The following is a 20,144-nucleotide window of genomic DNA, read 5'->3' on the forward strand; positions in this document are numbered from 1 at the left end:
GTCACGCATTTTCTGCCCGCGTCCGCGGCCCATCAGCCGCCAGCGTCGAAAGAATGCGGAAATATGTCACGTCGTACCCTTGGTCGGAATGTCCGCGCGCTCCTGGCGGCAGCCTCGTTGCTCCTGGTCACAACCGGCTGCGGGCTGCTCGGTGGGGGCACGTCCGGATCGCCGGGCGACGCGGCCGCCGGGCTGGAGCAGACCAGGATCAAGGTCGGCGCGATGCCGATCATCGACTACGCGCCGATGCACCTGGCGATCCGGAACGGGTACTTCCGCGACGAGGGGCTCGACGTCGAGACGGTGAACATCGCCGGCGGTGAGACCAGCGTGACCGGCCTGGTCAGCGGCGAGCTCGACGTCACATTCGGCAACTGGATGTCCTTCTTCGCCGCGCAGGCCAAGGGGGTTGCCGACCTCAGGCTGGTCGCCGACGGCTACCAGTCCCGGCCGCACAACTTCGTCGTCGTGGTGCCGCAGGGCTCGGCCATCTCGCGGCCGGAGGACCTGGCGGGCAAGAAGATCGCGGTCACCATCCGCGGTGCGATCACCGAGCTGCTCGCCAAGGCCGCGCTGGACGCGAACAGCGTCCAGCAGAGCGGCGTCTCCTACGTCGAGGTCCCCTTCCCCGCCATGCCCGCGGCGCTGAAGGCCAGGCAGGTCGACGCCGCGGTCATGGTCGAGCCGTTCATCACCCACGCCGAGCGGTCCATCGGCGCGCTGCCGGTGCTGGACGTCGCCCAGGGCGCGACCGCGGACTTCCCGATCTCGGGCTACGCCACGACGGCGGCCCTGGTGCGGGACAAGCCCAAGACCGTTGCCGCGTTCCGCAGGGCGTTGCTGCGCGGGCAGCGGGAGGCGGCCGACCGGGCCAAGGTGGAGCAGGTCCTGCCGACCTTCGCCAAGATCGACAAGGCCACGGCCAGCCTGGTGCACCTCGGCTCGTTCCCGACCCGGCTGGACGCGGTGCGCATCCAGCGGGTGGCCGACCTGATGGCCGTGCACGGCCTGCTGCCGCGGCCGTTGCGGGTCGACGCCATGGTCATGGAGAACCTCCCGGGGAGCTGAGCGGAGTTCGGGACACATCGGATGTCTTCCCTGTCTGGAGCATTGACCGCCTCGGGGGAACCTCCTAGCTTCTAGTCGCAGGAAGGGTGCCTGTCCTGCCGCAACAGCGCACCCCTTAGCGAGCTCGGGAGCAATGGTGAGTGCGCAAAGATGGGATGTATCGCGGCGGAGCATGTTGGCGGGGTCGGCAGGAGCGGTCGCGGCAGGTGCGCTGGGCGGCCCCCTGCCCGCGCTCGGCGATCCGCTGCCGCGGCCGGTCGGGCGGCCGGCGGCGGCGGGACCCCGCTGGCCGGAGTTCCTGGGTGGGCAGGACCTGGTGTGGCGGAAGCCGCCGGACAGCTGGTGGCAGGGCCCGTTCCTGGGCGACGGGCTGCTCGGCACGATGATCTACCGGGAGCCGGGCAAGAACGCGATCCGGTTCACCACCCAGCACAGCGAGGTGCAGGACTACCGTCCGCAGTTCAACAGCGGCTGGGGCGTGTGCAGGCTGCCGGTCGGGCACCTCACCCTGGAACCGGTCGGCACGATCGTCGGCGTTGACTGGCGGCTGGACCTGCACAACGCCGAGCTGGTCGGCACGGTGGGCACCGACAAGGGCTCGCTGGCGCTGCGCGCCTACGTCCACACCGAGCGCTCGGTGCTGGTCGTGGTGGTCACGCCGAGCGGCGGCGAGCGGGTGCGGTGGACCTTCCACCCCGCCAAGGCGATCAGCCCCAAGGCGTCCAAGGAAGCCCCGCCCGAGGGCTACCAGGAGAACCCGCCGCACACCACGAAGACGACCGACGGCGTGCAGCTCGTGCTGCAACAGCTCTTGGCGGGCGGCCAGACCGCAACCGCTTACCGGACAACGGGTCCTGCCGACAGTGCCCGCACCCTGTACCTCTCCGTGGCGCACACCCATCCCGGCAACGGAGCCGAGGCGAAGGCCCTCGGCGCGGTCAAGCGGGCCAGCGCGCTGCCGGAGCAGCGACTGGTCGCCTCCCACCGGGCGTGGTGGAACGCCTACTACCGCAGGAGTTTCGTCTCGATCCCGGACCAGCGGTTGCAGAGCTTCCACTGGGCACAGCTCTACAAGATCGCTTCCGGAACGCGCGCCGGCGCACCGGTGATGGCGACCTGCGGGCCGTGGCTTGAGGAGACCGGCTGGCCCGCGACGTGGTGGAACCTGAACGTGCAGCTGGAGTACTGGCTGATCAACGGGTCCAACCACCTGGAGCTGGACGCGGTGACCAGCACGCTCGACGCCAACCGGCAGAACCTGGTCGAGAACGTGCGCGAGGAGTACCGCAAGGACTCGGCGGGCATCGGTCGCAGCACGGATCGGCGCACGGTCAAGGGAAGCGCGGTCGCCCGGCCCGGCGACGGCGGCACCAGCCCCGAGACCGGCAACCTGACGTGGGCGCTGCACAACGTGTGGCTCAGCTACCGCCACTCGATGGACGAGCGAGTGCTCCGAGAGACGCTGTTTCCCTTGCTGCGCAGGGCGATCAACTACTACCTGCACTTCCTGGAGCTCGGCGCGGACGGCAAGCTGCACCTGGCGGAGACCCATTCGCCGGAGTACGGCAACGCGCCGGACTGCAACTACGACCTCGCGCTGATCCGGTGGGGCTGCCAGACGCTGCTGGAGGCCGACAAGCTGCTCGGCACCAAGGACCCGTTGGCCGCGAGGTGGCGGCAGGTGCTGCGTGACCTCACGCCGTACCCGGTGGACGCCAACGGTTTCATGATCGGTGCCGGTGTCCCGTACGCGAAGTCGCACCGGCACTACTCGCACATGCTGATGGTGTACCCGCTGCACCTGGTGACACCGGAGACGCCGGAGAACCGCGCGCTCATCGAGAAGTCCGTCGCGCACTGGCACAGCATCACCGGCGCGCACCGGGGCTACAGCTACACCGGGGCCGCCTCGATGCTCGCGCTGCTCGGCGATGGCGACCGTGCGTTGGAGTACCTGCTGAAGTTCTTCGACACCTCGACGCGCTTCCCCGTCACCGAGAACACGATGTACCGCGAGGGCAGCCCGGTGGTCGAGACGCCGCTGTCGGCCTCGCAGTCCCTGCTGGACATGCTGTGCCAGAGCTGGGGCGGCGTGATCCGGGTCTTCCCCGCCGTCCCGACCGCGTGGCAGGACGTCACCATCGACAACTTCCTTGCGCAGGGCGCCTTTCTGGTCAGCGCCGTGCGCAGGAAGGGGCGAACAGACTGGGTGGGGGTGCGCAGTCAGGCGGGCGAGCGCTGCCACCTGCGGCACGGTGTCGGCGGTGAGATCGCGGTGAGCACGCCGCGGGGAACCGCGGTGCCGTGGCGGCACATCTCCGCAGGAGTGATCGAGATCGACCTTCCCCGTGGCGCGACCGCGATCGTGCACCCGAAGGGACCCTTGCCGGAGCTGAGGATCGAGCCCGTGCCGATCTCCGTTCCCGGTAAGCCGTGGGGCCTGCCCGGCTGAGCCCCGCTGACGTCGCCGCCGCCCGACCAGCCCACCCGGCGGGCGGGTGGGTGGTCAGAGCGATGGTGCCGCTACGCGCTTTTCTCGTCTAGCAGCCGCAGTTGTAGAAGACCACGTCCCAGTGGTTGCCCTCGTTGTAGTAGATGTTCCCGGACGGGGCCTTCCACTTGGAGCCGCCGATCGAGGTGAAGTTGCCCTTGATGTAGTTGGTGAGGCAACTGGTCATGCCGAAGTCGAGCTTGTAGCCGTTCCAGTGGCTGTAGGTGCCGGACGCGTGCCCGGTCTCCGTGCCGCCGGTGACGTTGAGGCCGCACCGCGAGGCGTTCTTCAGCGTGATCGCCCCCTGGATGGTGGCGAGGTTGACCTGCGTGAAGGACGTGCAGTTCGGGCGGTTGCGGTCGCTGCACCCGCCGCTGGAGGACCAGGTGATCCCGGCGTTGCGCAGTCGGCTGGTGGCGTCGGAGTGGGAGAGCTTGGTGACCATGGTGACCACGTCGGAGGTGTCAGGGGACTCGACCGGGTCCATGCCGGGCGCGGCCTGACCGGTCGCGGCGCCGAGCAGCAGCCCGGCGGCGGTGAGAGTGGCCAGTCCGAGGGCAGGGAACTTCCTCATGGCTGATCCTTCCTTAACGGCGACGGCGCGCGTCGATGCAGGGGAACGCGTGCCGGATTCGCGAAGTTAGGTCGGACCGCCTAAGAACGGGTAAAGGACCTGGCCAGGGTGGGACTGGTCCTCGGGTGCTGCCCCGCGCCGGGCGTTCGGGGTCGCGGTCTCCACCACGACCCCGAACGCAGATCACTGCCTCTGGTGATCCGGGGCTGGCTCGGCGGTTCGGGTTTCCGTTGGTGCTGCTGCCCAAAGCGGAACCCTGGTGCCCGCCAACCGGTTGATCACCAAGCCCAGCACGGTGATCAGCACGACGCCCGCCATGAGCATCAGCAGTTGCTCGGGTGTGCGCAGCAGCCCCAGCGCGACGATGAGCGTCGTCGCGCCGGCGGGCGGGTGCGGCAACCCGAGCAGCGGCATCAGCCCGCAGGTCAGGCCGAGCGCGATCGCCGCCGCGCCGACCCTCGCCCAGCCGACGTGGTTGAGGTCGGCCGGGGTGTCCAGCAGTCCGCACACCGCGAGCCCCAGCCAGCCTGCGCCCGCGCCGAGCAGATGCCCGAGTACGGTGTTGCGCGGACTGGCCGTTGGCAGCGTGGGCGCGCTGAACACGAGGAACGCGGTCGGTCCCAGCGACGGGAACAGCAGCGGCTCGCCGGTGTACATGGCCAGCACCGCGATCACCGCGATCGACAGGAACGAACCCGCTCCGCAGTAGAGCGCCCGCGACCTCACCGGCGTTGCCATTCCCGGCTCATCCTGCGCTCGCCGACCGGCTTCTCGTCACGGCTGCGGTAGACGACGTACGGCCGGACCAGGTACCTGACCGGCGCGCTGAACGCGTGCACCAGCCGGGAGAACGGCCACAGCGCGAACAGGCCCATCGCGAACAGCACGTGCACCCGGTAGCTCAACGGCGCGTTCGCCATCAGCTCCGGATCGGGGTGGAGCATGAACACTCCGCGGAACCACGGGGAAACCGTTGAGCGGTAGTCGTATCCGCCCTGCACGCCGTTGGTGATCACCGTGGTCGTCAGTCCCGCCAGCAGGACGCAGACCAGCACCACGTACATCACCTTGTCGTTGCCGGAGGTCGCTCCGCGCACCGCCGGGGTCTTCCACCGTCGCCAGAGCAGCACACCGAGCCCGGCCACCGTGGCGAACCCGGCCAGCGAGCCCATGCCGAGCGACACCAGGTGGTACTGCTCCTCGCTGATGCCGAAGAGCTCCGTGAGGTCCTTGGGCACCACCAGTCCCAGCACGTGACCGCCGACGACCATCAACAGTCCGAAGTGGAACAACGGGCTGCCGATGCGGAGCAACCGCGACTCGTAGAGCTGGGACGAGCGCGTGGTCAAGCCGAAGCGGTCGTAGCGGTAGCGCCAGATCGTGCCCGCCACCAGCAACGCGATCGACAGGTAGGGCGCGACCACCCACAACAAGATGTCCGTCATCTGCGCGCTCCTGGGAACGACGTGGGGTAGGGATCAATACCGACCTGTTCGACCGGTTGGGCCATCGGCAGCGGAACGCCTCCCTGGGGCAGCGTGGCCAGCACCGCTCGGACGGCGCCCTCGTACGGGGAACCGAACTTGCCCAGGTTGTCGGCGAGCAGCCGCAGACCGGGCCGGAACTCGGTCAGCAGCTCCTCGCCCGCCTCGGTGGCCGCCGGGCCGCCGGTCGTGGCGAATTCCAGCAGCACCGGCAGGAAGTCGGGCAGCTCCGCTGACGACGGAACCATGCCGTGCGCGCGGTAGATCTGCTTGAGCCGCACCAGGGACGCCCCGCGCCGTCTGGTGTCCCCGTCGGCGTACCAGGTGAGGTACAGGCAACGCCGTGGGCGGCTGTCGAACGCGTCGACGTAGTGCTGTGCCGCCTCGTTCTGCGGCTTCCCTCCGAGGTGGTCGAGCACCGCGGTCAGCCACGCCCGGCACTCCTCGTCGGTCACCGCCTCCACCCCCTCGCGCAGCAGGGGCAGCTTCTCCAGCATCGTCGAGTCGGGGTACTGCAAGCACCACCCGGCGATGTTGCGGATCAACCGGGTGTTGATGGCCTTCTTCGCCTTGCGGCGCAACGTGATCACCGCTTGGCTCCTTCGGTCGTGCGGAACAGGCCGTCCGGCCTGCCCTTGCCGTCCCACGTGAACAGGTCCACGGAACCGTTGCCGTTGCTCGACGAAGGCGACCCGCCCATGCCGGGGCCGCCATCGGTGTCCAGACTGCACCCGGTCGCGATGGACTCAAGCTCGTGCGCGCGACCAACACCGGCCGTCGGGATGACGTAGCGCTCGTCGTACTTCGCCAGCGCCAGCAAGCGGTACATCGCCTTCAGCTCCTGCTCGGTGAGCCCCACCGCCTCCGCGATCGACGCGTCCGGGGTGTCGCCGAGGTTGACCGCGCGCATGTACGAGCGCATCGCGGCCATCTTGCGCAGCGACGCCTCCACCGGTTCCGGATCTCCCGCCGTGAACAGCTCCGCCAGGTACTCCACCGGGATGCGCAGAGAATCGATTGCACCGAAGAGGTTCTGGCTGTCCTCGCCGTCGAACCCGCTCTGCGCGACGGCGTCCACCACCGGAGACAGCGGCGGGATGTACCAGACCATCGGCATGGTGCGGTACTCCGGCCGCAGGGGCAGCGCGACCTTGTAGCGGGAGATCAGGTCGTGCACGGGGGAGCGCTGCGCGGCGGTGATCCAGTCGTGCGGGATGCCCACCCGCTCGGCCTCCTTGACCACCTCGGGGTCGTGCGGGTCGCAGAACACGCCGAGCTGCGCGGGGTACAGGTCGTGGTCGTTCTCGACACTGGCCGCCTCAAGCACCTTGTCGGCGTCGTAGAGCAGCACGCCGATGTAGCGCAGCCGCCCGACGCACGTCTCGGCGCAGACGGTCGGCTCCCCCGCCTCCAGCCTGGGGTAGCAGAAGGTGCACTTCTCGGCCTTGCCGGTCTTGTGGTTGAAGTAGACCTTCTTGTACGGGCAGCCGGTGACGCACATCCGCCAGCCACGGCAGGCGTCCTGGTCCACCAGCACGATGCCGTCCTCGGCCCTCTTGTACATCGCGCCGGACGGGCAACTGGCCACACAGGACGGGTTGAGGCAGTGTTCGCAGATCCTGGGAAGGTAGAACATGAAGGTCTGCTCGAACTCCATCTTGACCTTCTCGCCGATCTTCGCGAGCACCGGGTCGGCCGTGCCGTGCTCGGTGGAGCCACCGAGGTCGTCGTCCCAGTTCGGTCCCCACCTCGGCTGCGTCGGTTCGCCGGTGATCTGCGACTTCGGCCGTGCGACGGGAATGTCGTCGCCGAGCGGAGCCTCCAGGAGCGTGCGGTACTCGTAGGTCCACGGCTCGTAGTAGTCGTCGATCCTCGGCAGGTCCGGGTTCGCGAACAGCGAGAGCAGCTTGCGGAACCGGCCACCGGCGCGCAGCCGGAGCCTGCCGCGCGCGGTCCGCTCCCAGCCGCCCTTCCACTGCTCCTGGTCCTCGTAGCGACGCGGATACCCTTGCCCCGGCCGGGTTTCGACGTTGTTGAACCACGCGTACTCGACGCCGCCCCGGTTGGTCCACGCCTGTTTGCAGGTGACCGAACAGGTGTGGCAGCCGATGCACTTGTCGAGGTTCATCACCATCGCGAGCTGCGCCATCAGCCTCATCAGTACTCAACCTCCTGCGAGCGGCGGCGGATGACGGTGACCTCGTCGCGCTGGTTCCCGGTCGGTCCCAGGTAGTTCAGCGCGAAGGTCAGCTGTGCGTACCCGCCGATGAGATGGGTGGGCTTCATCTGCACCCTGGTCAGCGAGTTGTGCATGCCACCGCGCTTGCCGGTGGTCTCACTGCGCGGGACGTTCACCGTCCGGTCCTGCGCGTGGTACATGAACACCGTGCCCTCCGGCATCCGGTGCGAGACGATCGCGCGCGCCACGACCACGCCGTTGCGGTTGACCGCCTCGACCCAGTCGTTGTCGGACACGCCGATCGCGGCGGCGTCGGCCGGGCTCATCCAGAACGTCGGCCCGCCTCGGGACAACGTCAGCATCAACAGGTTGTCCTGGTACTCCGAGTGGATCGACCACTTGGAGTGCGGCGTCAGGTAGCGAACGGTCACCTCCCGCTCGCCGTTCGGCCCGATCCGGGGCTCGCCGAAGAGCCGCTGCATGTCCAGCGGCGCGCGGTAGACCGGCAGCGCCTCACCGAGCTCGTGCTGCCAGTCGTGGTCGAGGTAGAAGTGCTGCCGCCCGGTGAGCGTGTGCCACGGCTTGAGCTGCTCGACGTTGATGGTGAACGGGGAGTAGCGCCTGCCGCCGGACTCGCTCCCCGACCACTCCGGGCTGGTGACCACGTGCGTCGGCCGGGACTTGGTGTCGGAGAAGGTGATCCGCTTGCTCTCGTTCTCGTGCGCCAGCTGCGTGAGCGGACGGCCCACGCGCTTCTCCAGCACCTGGAACGCGCGCAGGGCGAGTGCCCCGTTGGTGGTGCCGGACAACGCCAGTATCGCCTCGGCCGCCTTGGAGTCGGTGTCCAGCAACGGTCTTCCGCTCGCGGAGACACCGTTCTTCTCGGCCAGCCAGTTCACCTCGGGGCCGACACCGACGACGCTGCCCTTGATCGTCACGCCCAGCTCGTCCACCACCGGGCCGAGCGAGGCGAGCCGCTCGGCGACGGCGGTGTAGTCCCGCTCCACCACTGTCAACGTTGGCATCGTGCGGCCGGGGACCGCGTCGACCTCGCCGCGCGACCAGTCCCGCGCCAGGCCGCCGGGCTGCGCGACCTCGCCGGGGCTGTCGTGTTGCAGCGCCGTGGCCACGAGGTCCTTGCGCACCCCGAGGTGCGTCTTGGCGAACTCGCTGAACTTGCGGGCGATCGCGTGGAACGCCTCGAAGTCCGTGCGGGTCTGCCACGGTGGGTCCACCGCCGCGCTGAACGCGTGCACGAAGGGGTGCATGTCGGTGGAGGACAGGTCGTGCTTCTCGTACCAGGTGGCAGCGGGGAGCACGATGTCGGAGAACAGCGTGGTGCTGGTCATCCGGAAGTCCAGTGACAGCAACAGGTCCAGCTTGCCCTCGGGCGCCTCGTCCCGCCACGTCACGGTTCTCGGCCGCACCGCCGGGTCGTTCGCGCTGGTGCGAAGGTTTGTATCGGCCGCGCCGAGCAGGTGCCGCAGGAAGTACTCGTTGCCCTTGCCCGACGAGCCGAGCAGGTTCGCCCGCCACACCGTCAGGACCCTGGGCCAGTTCTCCGGGGCGTCCGGGTCCTGGCACGCGAAGCCGAGCCGGTTCTCCCGCAGCTCGTCCACCGTGTGCTGGACCGGGTCCTTGCCGAGCTCCGCGGCCTCCTCCGCCAGGTCGAGCGGGTTGCGGTCGAAGGTCGGGTAGGACGGCATCCAGCCCATGCGCGCGGCGCTGGCGAGGCAGTCCGCCGCGGTGGCGCCGTCGAGCTTCCCCTCGGCCAGCGGCCAGCTCAGCGCGTCCATCGCGTAGCCGTCGTAGCGCCACTGGTCGGTGTGCAGGTACCAGTACGCCGTGCCGATCATCTGGCGCGGCGGCCGGTGCCAGTCCGCCGCCGACGCCAACGTTTGCCAACCGGTGAGCGGACGGACCTTCTCCTGCCCGACGTAGTGCGCCCAGCCGCCCCCGTTGCGGCCCTGGCACCCGGTGAGCAGCAACAGGGTCAGGAAGCTCCGGTACACCTGGTCGGAGTGGAACCAGTGGTTGGTGCCCGCGCCCATCAGGATCATGCACCGGCCGCCGGAGCGCACCGCGGTGTCCGCGAACTCCCTGGCGATCCGCGTCGCCCGCTCCGCGGGCACCGAGGTGATCTGCTCCTGCCACGCGGGGGTGCAGGGTTGCGAGGCGTCGTCGTAGCCCGTAGGCCACTCGCCGGGCAGGCCGGGCCGGTGCACGCCGTACTGCGCGAGCAGCAGGTCGAAGACGGTGGTGACCACGCGGTCGCCGATCCGTCGCACCGGAACCCCGCGCCGCATGACCGATCCCGAGCCGTCGGCGGCGTCGAACCGGGGCAGCGACACCTCGACCGTCGAGCACTCTCCACTGTGGAGGGTCAGCGTCGGCACGACGGAGCCAAGGTCGAGGTTCCACGACCCCTCGTCGGAGGACCAGCGATGGCCCACGGAACCGTTGGGAACGAAGGGTTCTCCGGTCGCGGAGTCCAGCACCACGGTCTTCCACTCCGCGCCGTCGCCGCCCTGGCCGAGGTCGGCGGCGGTGAGGAACTTGCCAGGAACGTGGTCGGAACCGCGCTGCTCAAGCGACACCAGGAACGGCAGGTCGGTGTAGCGGCGCACGTAGTCGGTGAAGAACGGCGTCTCGGAGTCGACGAAGAACTCCTTGAGGATCACGTGCCCCATGGCCGAGGCCAGCGCCCCGTCGGTACCGGGGTGCGGGGCCAGCCACTCGTCGGCGAACTTCGTGTTGTCGGCGTAGTCGGGGGAGACCACGACGACCTTCTGCCCCCGGTAGCGGGCCTCGGTCATCCAGTGCGCGTCCGGGGTCCTGGTCACCGGGACGTTGGAGCCCCACATCATCAGGTAGGCCGCGTCCCACCAGTCGGCGGACTCCGGCACGTCGGTCTGGTCGCCGAAGACCTGCGGTGAGGCCACCGGCAGGTCCGCGTACCAGTCGTAGAAGGACAGCATCGGCGCGCCGATCAGCGACATGAACCGCGAGCCCGCCGCGTGCGAGACCATCGACATCGCCGGGATCGGTGAGAACCCGGCGATGCGGTCCGGACCGTGCCGTTTGATGGTGTGCACGTGCGCCGCGGCCACCATCTCCACGGCCTCGTCCCAGTCCACCCGGACCAGGCCACCACGCCCTCGCGCCTGCTGGTAGGCGCGCCGCTTCACAGGGTCGTCGACGATGGACGCCCACGCCGCGACCGGGTCGGTGTGGACGCGTTTCGCCTCGCGGTAGGCCTCGACGAGGACACCGCGCGCATAAGGATATCGAATTCGGGTGGGAGAGTACGAATACCACGAAAAGGACGCTCCTCGGGGACAGCCCCGCGGCTCGTACTCCGGTCGGTCCACGCCGACCGACGGATAGTCGGTGTCCTGGCTCTCCCAGGTTATTACACCGTCTTTAACGTAGATCTTCCAGCGGCAGGAACCGGTGCAGTTCACGCCGTGCGTGGAGGACACGACCTTGTCGTGGCTCCACAGCTCCCGATAGAAGGAGTCCGCCTCGCGGCCCCCGCTGAGATGGACCGAGCGCAGGTCCTTCGAGGTCTCGCCGCTGGTCAGGAACCTGCTGAGGCGCAGGAGCGCCTCTTCTGCCGCCGCGGTTCGCTCACCGGCGGAGTTCGATGGTGTCATCGTGTTGCCTTGCCTCCCGACAAACAGGGAAATTCGGGCGCAGGAGAGAACGCCGGTCTTTGACACTATCGCTGTACAGGTCCCGGGTATTCGTCCTGGGTGACTATTCCGCTGGCCCGCTGCTCGACTTCGGAGGTATTGACTGGTTGCCGTTTTATCCGGCCTTGACCATTTCTTTCCCATAGTTCGGGGCTATAACGTCCAGGTCACGGTGTCGAAGCGGCCGGTGTTCGCGGGGCTGCTCCACCTGTTCGCCGTCGTTGCCGAGATAATCCCCGCCCATGAGGGCGAAGTTCTTGGCGGGTGTGCTCGCGGTGGTGACATTGGTGGCCTGCGAGGAGGTGCCGGGCACGCCGTCTCCACCGTCGCCCTCGCCGTCGCAGCAGCCGCCGCCGCGGTCGAAGGAGCCGGCCTCCGATGCGCGGCAGCGGGCCACGGCGGCGAAGTACGCGCCCTACGTGTGGCTGGCCGAGGGCGAGGAGTACGGCCCGATGGACGCGACCACGTTCATCCTCGGCTCGGAGCTGAGATGGGCGCACGACAAGGCATGCGGGGACGACAAGATCGCCGCGCCGCCCGAGCTGGAGCGGTTGCGCGGCAAGGACCCCGCCGTGGTCTACCGCCACCAGGGCAAGGGCGCCGCGCCGAAGTGCGAACACGGCGGTCCGGAGTACAAGACGACCGACGAGACGGCGCCGCGCAAGAACGAGAACCTCGGCGCTGAAGGGTTCTACCTCACCGGCAGCCCCGCCATGCGACGTGGGACGGGGACGAGCGCCCCGACCTACTGGCAGCACTACGAGGACCCCGAGCGCCACCTCCACGCCTACACCTACTGGCGGTTCTACGCCTGGAACGACGCCATCACCGTCCCCGGGCTGGAGTTCGCGGGCGCCGACGGTGACCACGAGGGCGACTGGGAGCGCGTCACCCTGCTCACCGACGCCGACGACCGGCCGACGGACGTCGTCTTCAACGGCCACGGCTCCCAGTGCCGGATGCCCTGGGACAAGATCACGAAGGCCGACGGCCGACCGGTGGTCTACTCCGCGAAGGGAACTCACGCGTCCTTCGCTGACCAGGGCGTGCACGGCTGGCGGCTGGACACGACGAGCCAGGGACAGCGCTGGGACACCGCGACCGACCTGCGCCGCACGGAGAACGAGCCCTGGTGGGGTTACGCGGGCGGCTGGGGAGCGGTCGGCTCGCCGGGGCCGTTGGCCGAGGAGCGGACCGGACCGGCCGGGCCCAAGCCCAGCCGTGGCCCCGGCGACCCGTGGGCGGCGGAGCGCTGCGACGACCCGGAAGCCCGGCCCGAGGGCGCACTGCACCCGAGCTTCATCGGCACCTGGCGCTCGCCCGCGCCGGTGAACCAGCCGAACAGCGACAAGCCCTACACGATGACCATGACGCTGCATTCCGGCGCGCCCGGCGACAAGGTCGGCGAGGCCCACTACCCGGAACTGCGCTGCACGGGAGAGCTGACCCTGGAGAAGTCGGACCGGTCCAGGACCGTGCTCGTCGAACGGATCGTCACCGACCCGGAGTCCACCTGCGTCAAGCAGGGCACGATCACGCTGACACCCTCGGCGAACAGCGACCCGGCCAGACCCTGGCTGCACTTCAGCTACCAGCGCGCCACCGGCCAGGGGGTCCTCGCGACCGCGGAGCTGGTCAAGCTGCCGAACTGACGAACGCGAACGGGGCCGGTCCGCGCCGGACCGGCCCCGCCGTCACCACGGGTGGCTCACATCGTGTCGGGGAATCCCGCCTTGACCGCGCCGAGGAACCGCTTCCAGGCAGCCGGGCCGAACGTCAGAGCAGGTCCGTCCGGGTTCTTGGAGTCCCGGATGAGGACCGTGGCCCGCGCGAAGCCGATCTCCACGCATTCGTTGCCACTGCCGTTGCTACGGCTGCTCTTGCGCCATAACACTCCCGACGGATCCGGGGTGTGCATCTCGGGGCTCCCTCATCGAGGCTCGAAGTCCGCCCGCGATCTCGGTGATCTTCTCGATCGACCGGTCCGAGTCGAGCGCGGCCTCCTGCAGGCCGGCGAAACTGAGCTTATACCGCTCCACCGAGGCCTGTTCCTCCAGGTAGAAGCCGTAAATCAGGTTTTCCACGTACGCCGTGTCCTGGTAATGATCCTGGTCGAAGGACAGCACCGTGAACGGTGATCCGATGGCCGGGAACGCCCCCGCCGAGAACGGGACGACCTGGATCAGGACGTTGTCCAGCGCGGCCACCTCCAGCAGCCGCTCCAGCTGGCCCAGCATCACCGCGGGACCGCCGACGACCTGGCGCAGCGCTGCCTCACCGATCACCGCCTCGAAGCGCAGCGGGTTCTCCCCGCCGATCCGCGCCTGCCGGGCCGTGCGCACCTCGGCGCGCTGCTTGGCGATCTCCTCGCTGACCTTGGGCAGGTCGGCCAGCGCCAGCGCCTCGGCGTAGCTGTGGGTCTGCAGCAGCCCCGGGATCAGGTCGGTCTTGAAGGTGGACAGCCGCGACGCCTCGGCCTCCTGCTCGACGAAGTCGTAGGCGACCTGCACCAGCGCCTCGGTGTTGTAGTCCTCCCACCACTGCCGCTCCTGGGCGGCGACGGCGTCCTGGAAGAGCTGGTCGCGCTCGGCGTCGGAGACCCCGTAGATCAACGCGAGGGCGATCACGTCCACCGGCGAGATCGGCTGGGCGGCGTTCTCGATCTTGCTGAGCTTGGCGGGTGACCAGCGCAGCTGCGGGGCGATGTCCTGGCCCTTCCTGCCCGCCGCGTCCCGCCACTGCCGCAGCTGCCGCGCCACCCGCCGCAGACGCACGCTCGCCCTGAAAGCCTCGGCCACTGATGCGTCCCTCCCGCCATCGGCGCGGTCGCCGCTGATCGTCAGGCCAGCAGCCTAGGGGAAACCGTTGTCATCCCCGATCACCTGACCAGGCGCGGTCACATGTTTCCCCTGTCACGCTAGGGTCAGCGCATGCCCGAGAAGCAGGTCAAGATCGCCGAGATCGAGAGCGCGGCGTTCGAGGAGCTGGAGAGCCCGCTGGACTTGGCGGTGCTGGTGCACGTCGAGCTCGCCTACGAGTTCGACGACACGCTGGACGTGGCCGCCGTCGCCGACTACTTCGCAGATCGGGGCTGGTGCGAGGACCGCGCCGAGATCAGGGCTGCGCTGGCCCGGCTCGCCGACGCCGAGCTGCTGGAGTGGCTGGTCCTGCCCGCCGACCTCTGACCCGATCAGGTCAACCTGCTTGGCGTCTCGACGGTGCGCACCGGCGTTGCCAACATCGTCAGGTGCCCTCGCCCTGGCGTGGCAGGCGGCGCGGGCCGAGTCAGGGGAGGCTTGGAGTCCATGAGCGAGCACGACCGCGACCGGACGCCGGTGCGCCTGGACGCCTTCGCCTTCGGCGGCGACTACAACCCGGAGCAGTGGCCGGAGGAGGTCTGGGACGCCGACATGGCGCTGATGCGCCGCGCCGGGATCACCATGGCCACGGTCGGAGTGTTCGGCTGGGCCCAGGTCCAGCCCACCCCCGGCACCTTCGACTTCGGCTGGTGCGACCGCGCGCTGGACAAGCTCGCGGACAACGGCGTCGGTGTCTGCCTGGCCACGATGACCGCGTCGCCGCCGCCGTGGCTGGCCCGCGCGCACCCGGAGACGCTGCCGGTCACCGCCGACGGCACCCGCCTGTGGCCCGGTGGCCGCCAGCACTACTGCCCGTCCAGCCCGGTCTACCGCGAGCACGCCGCCGCCCTGGTGGAGCGGGTCGCGCGGCGCTACGCCGGGCACCCGGCGCTGCGGCTGTGGCACATCGGCAACGAGTACGGCTGTCACGTCTCGACCTGCTACTGCGACGTCTCGGCCGAGGCGTTCCGCGAGTGGCTGGCCCGCCGCTACGGCGACGTCGACGGTCTCAACGAGGCGTGGTCGACGGCGTTCTGGTCGCAGCGCTACGCGGACTTCGCCGAGGTGCTGCCGCCGCGCGCGGTCCCGGCGATCCCCAACCCGGCGCAGAACCTGGACTTCCAGCGCTTCTCCTCCGACGCGATGCTGGAGTGCTTCCTGCTGGAGAAGCGCATCCTGCGCGAGCACAGCCCCGGCGTGGGTGTGACCACGAACCTGCTCGGCCTGGCCAAGCCGGTGGACTTCTTCGAGTGGGCGCGGCACCAGGACGTGATCTCCCACGACTCCTACCCCGACCCGCACCGCGCGGACACCCACGTCGAGGTCGCGTTCAACTACGACCTGATGCGCTCGCTGGGCGACGGCCGCCCGTGGCTGCTGATGGAGCAGGCCCCGAGCGCGGTGAACTGGCGGGACCGCAACGCCCCCAAGGCCCCCGGCCAGATGCGGCTGTGGAGCTACCAGGCGGTGGCGCGCGGCTCGGACGCGGTGCTCTACTTCCAGTTCCGGCAGTCCAGGGGCGGTGCGGAGCGGTTCCACTCGGCGATCGTGCCGCACGCGGGACCGGAGACCAGGGTCTTCCGCGAGGTCGCCGAGCTGGGCGCGGAGCTGGCCGGGCTGCCGGAGATCCTGGGCTCGCGCGTTGAGGCGGACGCGGCGCTGCTGATGGACTGGTCCAGCTGGTGGGCGCTGGAGGCGGAGTCCCACCCGGCCACCGACCTCAGCCAGGTGGACGCGAACCTCGCGCACTACCGTCCGCTCTGGGAGTCGCGGATCACCACCGACATCGTGCACCCGTCGGCCGACCTGAGCCGCTACCGCCTGGTGGTGGTGCCCAACCTGTACCTGGTCGACGAGGCCGTTGCGGCCAACCTGGCCGACTACGTCCGCGCGGGCGGCTACCTGGTGATGTCGTTCTTCTCCGGCATCGTCGACGGCAACGACCGCGTGCACCTCGGCGGCTACCCCGCGCCGTTCCGCGAGCTGCTCGGCGTGCACGTGGAGGAGTTCTGGCCGCTGCCGCCGAACGGGGCGGTTGGGCTGGCCTTCACCGACGGCCACCACGGCACGGCCACCGTGTGGTCGGAGTGGATCAACCTGGAGGGCGCGGAGCCGCTGGCCACCTTCGCCGGGGGCGAGCTCTCCGGCCTGCCCGCGATCACCCGCAGGTCCTTCGGCGATGGCGCGGCCTACTACCTGGGCACGAAGCCGGACGCGACCACCATGGGCAACCTCCTCCGGCGCGCGGCGGCGGAGGCGGGCGCGGCGCCGGTCCTGCCGGGGGCGCCCGCCGGTGTCGAGGTCACCGTGCGCAGGACGGCCGACGGCACGAGGTTCCTGTTTCTGCTCAACCACAACGTTTTCGGCGTCCAGGTCCCCCTGCCGCCGAGCGCGACCGACGCGCTGACCGGCCAGGAGTTGGGCGACCAGGCGACGCTGGACCGGCGCGGTGTCCTGGTGGCCAGGCTCGGCCTCTCGGCCACCACCTGAACCGGCCCCGGTCCTCCACCGACACGCCACACCACGCCACCACGGCCATTCGCGGGCTTATGGACGCTGACGCGCCCCCAGGAACGTCCATAAGCCCGCGAATGGCCGAAGAATGATCGCGAGGGTGGGGGCGGGGGCTCCGGGCGAACCGGGACCACGGAACCAGCTCACCGGAAAGTGTGGGAGCGCCGGTACTCCTCCACGGTCAAGCCGAAGAGGACGAGGTCGTGGTGAGCGCCCCCGGTGAACACGTGCCGCCGCAGGCGCCCCTCCTCGACGAACCCCATCTCCCGGTGCAACGCGAGCGAACCGGTGTTGAACGCGTAAACGCCGACCTCGCACTTCTGGTACCGCCGCTCCCCGAACATGTAGCCCAGCAGCAGCGCGACGGCCTCTCGGGCGTAGCCCTTCCGCCGGTGCTGCCGCAGTACCCCGAGGCCGTAGCTGAAGCACCCGTCGTGCACCCGCGCGTCGAAGGTGTTGATGGATCCGGCGAACGTGCTCCCGGCCACCGCCTCGATCACCAACCGGAACACATCGTCCTCTGTGGACTTTCCTGACCGCTGCTCCGCCCACTGCCGGTACCCCGACTCCGAGCGCGGCGGGAAGACCTTGTCCCCGGCTCGTTGGTCCCCGGTGTCCTGGTCGAAGGCGGCGAAGGCGGCCCAGTCCTCCGGTTCGACGGCGCGCAGCCGGACGAGCTCGCCGCTCCAGTGCGTGGTCATGCCAGACCGAACCACGGCCGACCCCGTCGGGGCCAGCGGTTGTCGGCAATCGACACCAGAACTCAGCCGTTCACCCGGCGCATCCGGGTGACCACCCATACCGAGGTGGCGGCGAACACCAGCAGGTACACGTTGCTCGTGACGGCCTCCAGCCACGGCCAGGACCGCAGTGCGAACAACCCGATCTCCGGCTGGACCTTCCCGCCGGCCGGCGGGAAGCTCACGACCCAGGCGAAGGTCAACGCGTACACCCCGCCGACCACCCACCACCCCGGCCGCCCGGCTCCGGTGCGCGCCAGGTGCACGAGGTAGACCAGCAGCGGCACGAACCACACCCAGTGGTGCTCCCAGGAGAACGGCGAGACCGTGGTCCCGGTCAGTCCGACCACGGTGACCGCGAGCAGGTCCTCGCCGCGCCGGTAGGCCCACGCCGCGAGCCACATGCCCAGCGCGCCGGCGATCCCGGCGAGCACCAGCCACAGCGTGGTCATGGTGCCCCCGGTGACGCCGAAGCGCGCGAGCATGCCGCTGATCGACTGGTTGCTCGTCGACGCGCTGCCGCCGATCCTGTTGGAGGACAGGAAAACCCCGCCCCAGTACCGCGTGGAGTCGTGTGGCAGCACCAGGAAACCGACCGCGATGGTCCCCGCGAACGAGGCGAGCGCGGTGCCCGCCGCGCGGAACCGCCCGGTGACGAGCAGGTAGACCACGAAGATCAGCGGCGTGAGCTTGACCCCGGCTGCGATCCCGATGAGCACGCCCTGCCACCGAGATCCCTGAAACCGGCTCACGTCCAGCAGTACCAGCATCATCAGCACGATGTTGACCTGACCGAGCGCCACGGTCAGCCACACGGGGTCCAGCCACAGCGCGGCGGCGGCCATGAGCACGGAAGCGAGCAACAGCGCCCGGTCACTGCGGTATCCCAGTGCCCGCCACGACAATGAGACCGCGGGAATCACCAGCAACATGTGCGCCGCGGTGACCACCGCCGCCAACGGAATGATCGGCACCACCCCGAACGGCACGAACAGCAGCGCCGCGAACGGCGTGTACGTCCACTCCATCTGGTAGGTGATGGGGCCTTCGTACAGCGGTCGCCCGGCGAGCACGACCTCACCGGCCGCGCGGTAGACGTTCAGGTCCACCCCGACCGGGGCGGCTTTCGGCCAGATCAGGAATGTCAGCGCGTGCAACAGCACAGCGGCGCCGAACGCGCCCCACGCGATCTTGGGTGTGATCCAGTCGCTCAGCGCGCGCTCGTTCCGAATTCCGGTGCTGGTGCTCACCTGGGAATTATCGCAGGCAGTGGTTCGCGACCGCGTTCACCAGTGGTGAGCACCAGCCCGAGATCGCGAAGAGCTACGAGTGGCGAGGCCGCGTACGCACAGGACGAGGTGCGTCCGCACATATCGGGTCGGGCTGTCCATAGTGGACCGAGTTCGCCATTGGCGGTACGGGTGGTGTCCAGGTCGCCGAGCTGGAGCGCGACGAGCCCGATGCGCCCGTGGTCAGCACGGCGGAGAGGGTCGAACGGAGGCCGCCGGTGTCCCCGTCCTGGTAGCCGAGCAGATGCCGTTGCGCCGCAAGGGCTGTCCAGCCGTTCGGGTAGGACCAGGACCCGGTGAGGATCGCGTTGTGGCTCTTCACCCCGTCGGCCGTGGCGAAGTCGTCTCCGACATCGAGCCGCGAGTCGACCAGGTCGAGCACGCGTCGAGCCTCGCGAGGGTGGCCGGCGAGACCGAGCACTGCCGGGGACTTGGAGCAGCAGGCGAGGTCGTCGAGGCCCGATCCAGCAGCCACACCGCGGCGCGACCGGGAACGTCGTAGTGGCCACGAGGGGCAATACGATCGGAGGCCACCGACACCAGGAGAACGCCATGCTGAAGGCTTTTGCCGACCTGTCAACGCCGTTGGTGGCGGACGCCTGCCTCCGGGTCGAGGTTCCCCTTCGCGTGGCGCCGCCGGGAATCCGCGCGGTCACCGCTGGGCAGCGGGTGGCCGGGCGTGCCCTGCCGGTGCGCCACTACGGCAGCGTCGACGTGTTCCTGGAGGCGTTCGGCCAGGCCGAACGCGGCGATGTGCTGGTCATCGACAACGGCGGCCGGTCGGACGAGGCGTGCGTCGGCGACCTGGCTGTCCTTGAGGCCGCGACGGCGGGCGTCACGGGTCTCGTGGTCTGGGGGTTGCACCGCGACACACCGGAGCTGGTCGAGATCGGTCTCCCGGTGTTCAGCTACGGCAGCTACCCGCCGGGCCCGGTGCGGCTGGACGAGCAGGAGGCCGACGCCCTGGTCACGGCGCGCTTCGGTCCGCACCTCGTCAGCGGCGACGACGTGGTGTTCGGCGACGAGGACGGCGTGGTGTTCGTTCCGGCCGAGCGGGTCGACGAGGTGCTGGCGACGGCGCGGCAGATCCGGCGGACCGAGCGCGCGCAGGCCGACAGGATCCGGGCGGGGGAGACGCTGCGCGGGCAGACGGAGTTCGACGACTACCTCGCACGGCGATCCGCTGACCCGTCCTACACCTTCCGCCGACACCTGCGCCGTATCGGCGGAGCGATCGAGGAGTAGCAGCCCA

Annotated in this window: 17 protein-coding genes; 6 read left to right on the forward strand and 11 right to left on the reverse strand. The window is 69.6% G+C overall.

What is annotated here, in order from left to right:
• The first annotated feature begins 117 nt into the window (after positions 1-117).
• Both ACFFQA_RS18870 and ACFFQA_RS18875 read left to right on the forward strand, forming a co-directional pair.
• Positions 118-1,068: an ABC transporter substrate-binding protein gene (locus ACFFQA_RS18870; RefSeq protein ID WP_377853573.1), complete on the forward strand. Its 951-nt coding sequence runs from the start codon at positions 118-120 to the stop codon at positions 1,066-1,068.
• Positions 1,069-1,240: 172 nt separating this feature from the next.
• Positions 1,241-3,520: a glycosyl hydrolase family 95 catalytic domain-containing protein gene (locus ACFFQA_RS18875; protein ID WP_377853575.1), complete on the forward strand. Its 2,280-nt coding sequence runs from the start codon at positions 1,241-1,243 to the stop codon at positions 3,518-3,520.
• Between the two features lie 88 nt (positions 3,521-3,608).
• Here ACFFQA_RS18875 and ACFFQA_RS18880 read toward each other — a convergent pair whose 3' ends face one another.
• The 6 genes from ACFFQA_RS18880 to ACFFQA_RS18905 form a co-directional block, all read right to left on the reverse strand.
• Positions 3,609-4,133, reverse strand: coding sequence for a hypothetical protein (locus tag ACFFQA_RS18880; protein ID WP_377853578.1), 525 nt, complete (start codon positions 4,131-4,133; stop codon positions 3,609-3,611).
• Between the two features lie 183 nt (positions 4,134-4,316).
• The gene (locus ACFFQA_RS18885) at positions 4,317-4,871 is read right to left on the reverse strand and encodes an HPP family protein (RefSeq protein ID WP_377853581.1); all 555 of its coding nucleotides are present in this window, start codon (positions 4,869-4,871) and stop codon (positions 4,317-4,319) included.
• Positions 4,856-5,578 (reverse strand): respiratory nitrate reductase subunit gamma, encoded by a 723-nt coding sequence (gene narI / locus ACFFQA_RS18890; protein ID WP_377853583.1) that lies wholly within the window; start codon positions 5,576-5,578, stop codon positions 4,856-4,858. Before narI ends, ACFFQA_RS18885 begins: the two co-directional genes overlap by 16 nt.
• Positions 5,575-6,207, reverse strand: coding sequence for a nitrate reductase molybdenum cofactor assembly chaperone (gene narJ / locus ACFFQA_RS18895; RefSeq protein WP_377853586.1), 633 nt, complete (start codon positions 6,205-6,207; stop codon positions 5,575-5,577). Before narJ ends, narI begins: the two co-directional genes overlap by 4 nt.
• The gene (narH, locus tag ACFFQA_RS18900) at positions 6,204-7,775 is read right to left on the reverse strand and encodes a nitrate reductase subunit beta (protein WP_377853589.1); all 1,572 of its coding nucleotides are present in this window, start codon (positions 7,773-7,775) and stop codon (positions 6,204-6,206) included. The genes narJ and narH overlap by 4 nt, the downstream gene beginning before the upstream one ends.
• The gene (locus ACFFQA_RS18905) at positions 7,775-11,452 is read right to left on the reverse strand and encodes a nitrate reductase subunit alpha (protein WP_377853592.1); all 3,678 of its coding nucleotides are present in this window, start codon (positions 11,450-11,452) and stop codon (positions 7,775-7,777) included. The genes narH and ACFFQA_RS18905 overlap by 1 nt, the downstream gene beginning before the upstream one ends.
• 281 nt (positions 11,453-11,733) lie before the next feature.
• On the opposite strand from ACFFQA_RS18905, the gene ACFFQA_RS18910 reads away from it, so the two are divergent.
• Positions 11,734-13,143 carry a hypothetical protein gene (locus ACFFQA_RS18910; RefSeq protein WP_377853595.1) on the forward strand — a complete coding sequence of 470 codons (1,410 nt, stop codon included), beginning with the start codon at positions 11,734-11,736 and terminating at the stop codon, positions 13,141-13,143.
• A 56-nt stretch (positions 13,144-13,199) separates the two neighbouring features.
• Here the strand turns inward: ACFFQA_RS18910 and ACFFQA_RS18915 are convergent, their stop codons facing one another.
• Together ACFFQA_RS18915 and ACFFQA_RS18920 are read right to left on the reverse strand one after the other, a co-directional pair.
• Complete coding sequence (locus ACFFQA_RS18915) at positions 13,200-13,337, reverse strand: DUF397 domain-containing protein (protein ID WP_377853598.1); 138 nt, start codon at positions 13,335-13,337, stop codon at positions 13,200-13,202.
• Between the two features lie 22 nt (positions 13,338-13,359).
• On the reverse strand, positions 13,360-14,289 hold the full coding sequence (locus ACFFQA_RS18920) for a helix-turn-helix domain-containing protein (protein WP_377853601.1): 930 nt from the start codon (positions 14,287-14,289) through the stop codon (positions 13,360-13,362).
• Positions 14,290-14,421: 132 nt separating this feature from the next.
• Here ACFFQA_RS18920 and ACFFQA_RS18925 point away from each other — a divergent pair, with 132 nt between their 5' ends.
• Positions 14,422-14,676 carry a hypothetical protein gene (locus ACFFQA_RS18925; RefSeq protein ID WP_377853604.1) on the forward strand — a complete coding sequence of 85 codons (255 nt, stop codon included), beginning with the start codon at positions 14,422-14,424 and terminating at the stop codon, positions 14,674-14,676.
• 120 nt (positions 14,677-14,796) lie between these two features.
• A complete protein-coding gene (locus ACFFQA_RS18930; RefSeq protein WP_377853607.1) occupies positions 14,797-16,839 on the forward strand; it encodes a beta-galactosidase in 2,043 nt (680 codons plus the stop codon).
• A gap of 167 nt (positions 16,840-17,006) precedes the next feature.
• On the opposite strand, the gene ACFFQA_RS18935 is transcribed toward ACFFQA_RS18930, so the two are convergent.
• The 3 genes from ACFFQA_RS18935 to ACFFQA_RS18945 all read right to left on the reverse strand — a co-directional run bounded on the left by ACFFQA_RS18935 (position 17,007) and on the right by ACFFQA_RS18945 (position 19,367).
• Complete coding sequence (locus tag ACFFQA_RS18935; RefSeq protein WP_377853609.1) at positions 17,007-17,564, reverse strand: GNAT family N-acetyltransferase; 558 nt, start codon at positions 17,562-17,564, stop codon at positions 17,007-17,009.
• Positions 17,565-17,626: 62 nt separating this feature from the next.
• Complete coding sequence (locus tag ACFFQA_RS18940; RefSeq protein WP_377853612.1) at positions 17,627-18,853, reverse strand: glycosyltransferase 87 family protein; 1,227 nt, start codon at positions 18,851-18,853, stop codon at positions 17,627-17,629.
• Positions 18,854-18,926: 73 nt separating this feature from the next.
• Complete coding sequence (locus ACFFQA_RS18945) at positions 18,927-19,367, reverse strand: hypothetical protein (protein ID WP_377853615.1); 441 nt, start codon at positions 19,365-19,367, stop codon at positions 18,927-18,929.
• A 77-nt stretch (positions 19,368-19,444) separates the two neighbouring features.
• Here ACFFQA_RS18945 and ACFFQA_RS18950 point away from each other — a divergent pair, with 77 nt between their 5' ends.
• Entirely contained in the window at positions 19,445-20,137 is a 693-nt protein-coding gene (locus tag ACFFQA_RS18950) for an RraA family protein (RefSeq protein WP_377853618.1), read from the forward strand.
• Positions 20,138-20,144: the final 7 nt, after the last annotated feature.

It is taken from the genome of Allokutzneria oryzae, assembly GCF_042429765.1.
GTDB lineage: Bacteria > Actinomycetota > Actinomycetes > Mycobacteriales > Pseudonocardiaceae > Allokutzneria > Allokutzneria oryzae.